5 protein-coding genes are annotated in these 6,926 nt (G+C 71.2%); 3 read left to right on the forward strand and 2 right to left on the reverse strand.

The features are described from left to right. Positions 1-38: 38 nt before the first annotated feature. Positions 39-1,031: a glycine betaine ABC transporter substrate-binding protein gene (locus tag AN216_RS20200; RefSeq protein ID WP_070198132.1), complete on the forward strand. Its 993-nt coding sequence runs from the start codon at positions 39-41 to the stop codon at positions 1,029-1,031. Between the two features lie 386 nt (positions 1,032-1,417). Here AN216_RS20200 and AN216_RS20205 read toward each other — a convergent pair whose 3' ends face one another. After that, complete coding sequence (locus AN216_RS20205) at positions 1,418-2,977, reverse strand: SDR family oxidoreductase (RefSeq protein ID WP_070198133.1); 1,560 nt, start codon at positions 2,975-2,977, stop codon at positions 1,418-1,420. A 42-nt stretch (positions 2,978-3,019) separates the two neighbouring features. After that, complete coding sequence (locus AN216_RS20210) at positions 3,020-4,522, reverse strand: cryptochrome/photolyase family protein (RefSeq protein WP_070198134.1); 1,503 nt, start codon at positions 4,520-4,522, stop codon at positions 3,020-3,022. 352 nt (positions 4,523-4,874) lie between these two features. On the opposite strand from AN216_RS20210, the gene AN216_RS20215 reads away from it, so the two are divergent. Both AN216_RS20215 and AN216_RS20220 read left to right on the forward strand, forming a co-directional pair. Further along, a complete protein-coding gene (locus tag AN216_RS20215) occupies positions 4,875-6,095 on the forward strand; it encodes a lycopene cyclase family protein (protein ID WP_244502551.1) in 1,221 nt (406 codons plus the stop codon). Between the two features lie 23 nt (positions 6,096-6,118). Continuing rightward, complete coding sequence (locus AN216_RS20220; protein WP_070198135.1) at positions 6,119-6,838, forward strand: class I SAM-dependent methyltransferase; 720 nt, start codon at positions 6,119-6,121, stop codon at positions 6,836-6,838. Positions 6,839-6,926: the final 88 nt, after the last annotated feature.

The following is a 6,926-nucleotide window of genomic DNA, read 5'->3' on the forward strand; positions in this document are numbered from 1 at the left end:
GACGGCTCACGTATCACCTCTCTAAGGAGGCGTTTCACATGCGACGGGTAGGGGCCGCTCATCGGCGGTTCGCGATGTTGCTCACGCTGGCCGCATGCGTGGTCACCGGGTGTTCGGGGGCGCCGGGCGACGGCTCGGCGGCGGATCATGCGGAGCTTCGGGGCGGTTCCATCGCGAAGAACCACGACCTGAGCGGCGGCGAGTTCACTGTCGCGTCCAAGGAGTTCACCGAGCAGAAGATCCTCGGCAAGATCACGCTTTACGCTCTGCGCGCCGCGGGCGCCCGTACCAGCGACCAGACCGGACTGAGCGGTTCCACCATCGTCCGCAAGGCCCTGAACAGCGGGGAGGTCGATATGTACTGGGAGTACGCAGGCACCGGCTGGACCCAGTTCCTCGGCCACGACAAGCCGGTGGACGGAGAGCAGGAGCAGTTCCGTGCCACCGCCCGGCAGGACGAGGAGCGCAACGAGATCGCCTGGCTCGGACCCGCGCGTTTCGGCAACCAGTACGCCATCGCCCGCGCCTCGGACGCACCCGGACCCGCCGGTGAGGTGGATCGGATCAGCGAGCTGAAGGGACTGTCCCAGCGGCATCCGGAGGAGATGACCCTGTGCGGAGCCTCCGAGTTCCTGGACCGTGAACTGCGCTCGGTGCAGCGCACCTACGGCATGGAGATTCCGGCGACACAGGTCACGCAGAACGCGTTCGCCCTGAACTTCGTCAACGTCGCCAAGGGCAGCCCATGTCGCTTCGCGGAGGTCTTCACCACCGACGCCCGACTCGAGTCGCTGGACCTGCGGGTCCTGGAGGACGACAAGGGACACTTCACCACCGAGCTGGCCGGCTTGACCATGCGTACGGAGACCCTGGACAAGCACCCCGAGCTGGCCGGGCTGGCCGACCGCATCGGCGACAAGCTGACCAAGAAGACCATGATCAAGCTCAACGGCATGGTCGATCTGCGGGGTCAGACCCCCGATGAGGCGGCTCTCCACTTCCTGCGGAGCAACGGCTTCATCGGAGGCTGACGGTCTCGGCACCACTCCCGCCTCCGCTTCCGCTCCGCAGGACGGACCGGCAGCGGTACGCACGGAGGACGCGAGCGTTCAACAGGGCGGTAGCACGGGGCCGGACGGACCGAGGCATCCTTCGTCCCCCGGGCATTCGGCATGCGGTCCGACCTCGCCGTGCGCAGGGTCACCGCCGGTACCAGTCGGCCGCGGCTCGCAGTAGCACGACGGACCCCGACACGACTCGCCGGCTGCCGCCCCGCCTCCGGTGCGGGCCGGCGCCTGACCGACACGGCGCCACGCGACGTCGCCTGGTCGACCGCTTCACCACGCGGGTGGAGGCCGACGGCCTCGGTCAGCGGAAATCCAGCCGCGGGATCGGCGACTGAGGGTCTCGGGCCACGTCACCTTCCGAACCGTGAGGGGACGGGGCGTCTACCTGGTCCGTTGGTGCCCGGGTCACCACGGGCGTCGCGGGAGCGCTCGGCCGCTGCCGCGATGTTGCGGACCATGCCGCCGAAGACCGGACCGTGGAAGGGCGCGACGGCCCACCAGTACGCGTGGCCGGCCAAACCGTGCGGATGGAACAACGCTCGCTGCGCGTAGACGGTGCGCCCCTGCCTGTCCCGGGCCACGCGCAGTTCCAGCCACGCGAGGCCGGGCAGCCGCATCTCGGCGCGCAGCCGCAGGAGTCGGCCCGGCTCCACTTCCTCGACCCGCCAGAAGTCCAGCGCGTCCCCGACCCGTAGCCGGTGTGGGTCACGACGTCCGCGGCGCAGTCCGACTCCGCCGATCAGCCGGTCCATGCCGCCGCGTACCGCCCAGGCCAGCGACGAGGAATACCAGCCGTGCTCCCCGCCGATGCCTTCGATCACCCGCCACAGCTTCCCGGGGGAAGCCTCCACACGACGGGCCCGGCGGTCGGTGTAGAGGCTTCCGCCCGCCCAGTCGGGGTCGGTGGGCAACGGATCGCTCGGGGCTCCGGGCACCGACGCGGAGGACCAGCGGGTCGCCACCTCGGCGTCCCCGATGCGTTGCAGTGCCAGTCGCAGCGCCCGGCCGAAACCGAGCGGCTCGGTGAGCGGGCCCGGCACCTGGGCGGCGATGTCGTGTTCGTGGCAGACCGCCTCGTGCCGCAGCGACTGCGCGAGTGGACGGGCGATCTGCGCCGGCACCGGCGTGACGAGTCCGATCCAGTAGCTGGACAGGCGGGGCGTGAGGACGGGTACCGGCACGATGAGCCGGCGCGGCAGTCCGGCCACCTCGGCGTAGCGCCGCATCATGTCGCGGTAGGTGAGGATCTCCGGTCCGCCGACGTCGAAACCGCGGTTCACGTCGTCCGGCAGGCGGGTGCAGGCCACCAGATACCGCAGGACGTCTCGTACCGCGACGGGTTGCACCCTGGTACGCACCCAGGAGGGGGTGACCATGACGGGTAGTCGCTCGGTGAGATAGCGCAACATCTCGAAGGAGGCCGAGCCTGAGCCGATGACGACAGCGGCACGCAGCACGGCGGTCGGCACCCCGGAGTCGAGCAGGATGCGACCGACCTCCGTCCGTGACCGCAGGTGCGGGGACAACTCGTGCTCGGGCACGCCCACCGGGGTCAGCCCGCCGAGGTACACGATGCGGCGGACGCCCGCTCGGCTGGCCTCAGCGGCGAAGACCCGCGCCGCCTGGCGGTCGTTCTCCTCGAAGCCCTCGCCCCCGCTCATGGCGTGCACGAGGTAGTAGGCGACGTCGATGTCCCGCAGTGCCTCCCTCAGTTCGGCCGCGCGTGTGACATCGCCCTGCGCCACCTCCACCTGCGAGGCCCATGGATGGTCACGCAGCTTGGCGGGGGTACGGGCGAGACAGCGGACCCGGTGGCCGGCGTCGAGGAGTTCGGGCACCAGGCGACCGCCGATGTAGCCGGTCGCCCCGGTCACCAGGCAGCGCGACGTCGCGCCTTCGGATACGGGCACGGGGACCTCCTTCCGGCGCGCGGAGCCGCCGAGGGCACCGGATCAAGAAGGACCGGCGTCCCGCGGGTGCTCGAGAAGTTCCCGCAGGTCGGATAGGCAGCTGAGTTGTCGTACGGCCTGCGCGGTGCGGGGATTGCGGGCGAGTCGGTTTCGGTGGCGGTGGATGAAGCGCCAGTACCCGGAAGTGTAGGGGCAGGCCCGTTCTCCGGTGCGGTCACCGGGCCGGTAGGCGCAGGGGCCGCACAGGTCACTCATCCTGTTGATGTAGGCGCCGCCGCTGGTGTACGGCTTCGTGGTGATCCGTCCTCCGTCGGCGTACTGGGACATGCCGACGACGTTGGTGAGCATCACCCAGTCGTAGCCGTCGACGAAGCAACGGTGAAACCAGTCGGTCACGGCGGCCGGGTCCCAGCCCCGCTGGAGGGCGTAGCTGCCCAGGACCATCAGGCGGGGGATGTGGTGTGTCCACCCGGTGTCCCGTACCTGAGCGAGGACCGTGGCCAGGCAACGCGCCGTGACCACGTCGGCGTCCAGCTCCCGGAACCACTCCGGCAGGGGCTCGCGGTGTCCCAGGACGTTGCTGCGGCGATAGTCGGCCCCGAAGTGCCAGTACAGGTGCCACATGTACTCGCGCCAACCGGCGACCTGGCGTACGAACCCCTCGACGCTGTTCAGCGGCGCCTCTCCCGCGCGCCAGGCGGCTTCGGCCTGTTCGACGCACTCGGCGGGGTGCAGTAGGCCGAGGTTGAGCGCTGCCGAGAGCAGACTGTGGCTCAACACCGGGTCGGCGGCGAGCATCGCGTCCTCGTGGGCGCCGAAGGTCGGCAGCCGGCGCTCGGTGAAGCGGCGCAGGGCCGCGAGCGCCTCGCGACGCGTGGCGGGGAAGCGGCGTGGCCCGTCCCGGCCGACGAACTCGGCCTTCCCCTCCCTCACCCAACGGTCCAGGTCGTGCCGTACCTCGGCATCGATGTCGTCTTCCCGTGGCCGATAGGGAGAGGGCACGTCGAGCCTGTCCGCCTGCCGCGGTGGCGGCTCCCTGTTGTCCTTGTCCAGGTTCCAACGGCCTCCCGCTGGCTGGCCGCCGTCCATCAGGATGTCGTGGTGACACCGCACCCGACGGTAGAAGTCCTCCATGAGCAGGCCCGACCGACCGCGGTTCCGCGCCCAGTCCCCGAACTCCTCAGGGTGTACGAGAAATCCACGCTGGCCGAGAAGAGTGACCTGAGGCATTGAGCTGACGAGGGCCAGCGCCGCGTGGGAGGTCGGCTGAAAGACGGTCACTTCACTGCTCCCGGCGGCCTCACGCAAACCCTCACGGTACGTCTCGGCCTGTACGTACCGGATGCGGCCACCGAGTTCGGCGGCCCGGTGGCGCATGGCGGACAGCACCAGATGCGCCTTGGCGCGATGGAACCGGCGCCGGCGGAAGACCGACCGGGCCTCGATCATGATCAACGGAGCGTGCTGGTCCGGTCCACCGTCGCCGGCCCGCAGATAGTGCGGGCCGAGTTGGTCACCGAAGAGCCAGTGGGGGCGTGGGGTCATGGGCGGGTTCCCGGGAGGGGAGGCACTACTGCCTTTCGGGGTTTCGGGGCTTCTTGGCATGCGTCAGGTACGTACGTCGAGAATGGCACGGCACGAGCCGCGGAACATCGTGGCGGAGCGCCGAGCACCGCAGACGGGTGACCCGTCCGAGACGGGGGAGCCCCCGGGCGGGCAACGGTAGCGCGTGCCGCAGCACCAGCCGGCGCCCGACGGTCGCGGACAGCGCGTGTCCGGGCCCCGGGCGGGGCTCCGTAGTGGAAACCGGCCCGTGTCGTACATTTCCAGAAGCTCGGCGGCCGGGTGCGTGTGACGGTGCCTCGTCTGCCGCGCGCTTCGCGTACGAGGTGAGTCGATGAACCGAATGGCGGTGCCCGCGGTGCCTGACACGGACATCGCCATCATCGGGGCGGGCGCCGCCGGCCTGTCCCTCGCCCGGCTGCTGGCCGACCCGCCGCCCCGGGCCGCGCGACACTCCGCCGTACTGATCGAGACTCCGCACGCACGCCTGCGACCGCCGGAGCGCACGTGGTGCTTCTGGGACGGGCCGGTCGGCGAACTCGACGGGCGCACCGCGGCGTCCTGGTCGCGCATCCGGGTGTACGGGCCGCACGGCGACGCGGTCGCGTCGGACATCGCGCCCCTGCGCTACCGCATGATCCGCTCCGCCGACTACGCGCGCGAGGTCGACCAGCGGCTCACCGCCTCCGACCTGACGACCCGTCTCGCCGCCACCGTCACCGATATCGACGACCACCCAGACGGGGCGGTCCTCCACTGCGTGACAGCGGACGGAGACATCCGGTCCTGCCGCGCGCGCTGGGTCTTCGACACCCGTCCGCACCCCCTGCCGCCGGCTCGGACCCTGCTCCTGCAGCACTTCCGCGGGTGGTTCCTCCGCACGAGGCGTCCCGTATCCGATCCGTCTGCCGCCGTGCTGATGGATCTGCGTACCCGTCAGCCGGCGCGGGGGCTGTCGTTCGGCTACGTACTCCCGCTCAGCGACCACGAGGCGTTGGTGGAGTACACCGAGTTCTCCCGAGCAGCGCTGACCGTGCCGCAGTACGAGGAGCGGCTGCGTCGCTACGTCGGGGAGGTCCTGGGGCTGGACGAGTTCGACGTGCGGGCGTCCGAGCAGGGTGTGATCCCCATGACCGACGCCCGCTTCCGGCAACGGGTGGGAGCGTCGGTCTTCCGTATCGGCGCCGCCGGCGGCGCGACTCGTCCCTCCACCGGCTACACGTTCGCCGCCACCCGACGGCAGGTGCGCGCGGTGGCCGACGCGCTCTTCGCCGGCCGCACGCCCACTCCCCCCTCCCCGCACTCGGTACGGGCCCGCGCGATGGACGCGGTGCTGCTGCGTGCTCTGGACACCGGGCGGTTGGACGGCGCGGCCTTCTTCGAGCGGCTGTTCGCGCGCAACGACACCGGACAGCTCCTGCGATTCCTCGACGGCGGCACCACGCCGCTTCAGGACCTGCGGATCGGGGCGAGCACGCCCGTGGTACCGATGCTCCGTGCCATGACGGAGCTTCCCCTGCTACGCCGTCGGCCACCACCCGGTGCCGGCCCCTGACCGCCGCACAGCGAGGAGATACGGTGCGCCTCCTGCACGACCACGAGCTTTCCGCCGCCTTCGACCACGCGGCGGGTGCCTACGATCGCTTCACGGCGGTCAATCCCGGCTACCACACCGCGCTGCGGCGCTCCGCGCGACGACTGCGGCTGCCTCAGGAGGGCTCGGGATCACGCGTCCTGGACCTCGGTTGCGGCACCGGGTCGTCGACCGCGGCGCTGCTGCGAGCCGCGCCGCGCGCCCGGGTCGTGGGCGTGGACTCCTCGTGGGGCATGCTGCGACGAGCCACGGCGAAGCGGTGGCCCGCCGGCGCGGTGGAGTTCGTGCACGGCCGTGTCGAAGACCTCACCGAGACGGTGGGAACCGGGCCCTTCGACGCCGTGTTCGCCGCCTACCTCTTCCGGAACCTGACCGACCCGGACGCCGTACTGCGCCAGGCGCGCTCGGTGCTCCGGCCGGGTGGGCGGCTGGTGGTCCACGAGTACGCTCTCAGCGGCGCGCCGGCGCACCGGGCGCTGTGGACGGCGCTGTGCCGGGGTGGATTGGTCCCGATCGCTTCGCTGCGCGGCGACGGACGGTTGTACCGACATCTGTCACACAGCGTGCTGGAGTTCGACACCGCGCGCGCTTTCCGGGGACGTTTGCGGGCGGTCGGGTTCGAGCAGGTGCGGGTGCTGCCGGTGACCGGCTGGCAGTGGGGCATCGTGCACACCTTCACCGCTCGGGACGGAGGCCTCCGGTGACCGTCGACGCCCGGACGGGTGCCGCGCGGCGTGGGCGGGACCGGCGGGCCGTGGCCCTGTCGCCCCCGCCGGGGGCGCCGCGTACGAC

This window comes from Streptomyces oceani (genome assembly GCF_001751245.1).
Lineage (GTDB): Bacteria > Actinomycetota > Actinomycetes > Streptomycetales > Streptomycetaceae > Streptomyces > Streptomyces oceani.

Bases quoted from the DNA above. Each gene is read 5' to 3' on its own strand.
- AN216_RS20210 (WP_070198134.1), bottom strand. From the start codon at position 4,522: ATGACCCCACGCCCCCACTGGCTCTTCGGTGACCAACTCGGCCCGCAC.
- AN216_RS20215 (WP_244502551.1), top strand. From the start codon at position 4,875: ATGAACCGAATGGCGGTGCCCGCGGTGCCTGACACGGACATCGCCATC.
- AN216_RS20200 (WP_070198132.1), top strand. From the start codon at position 39: ATGCGACGGGTAGGGGCCGCTCATCGGCGGTTCGCGATGTTGCTCACG.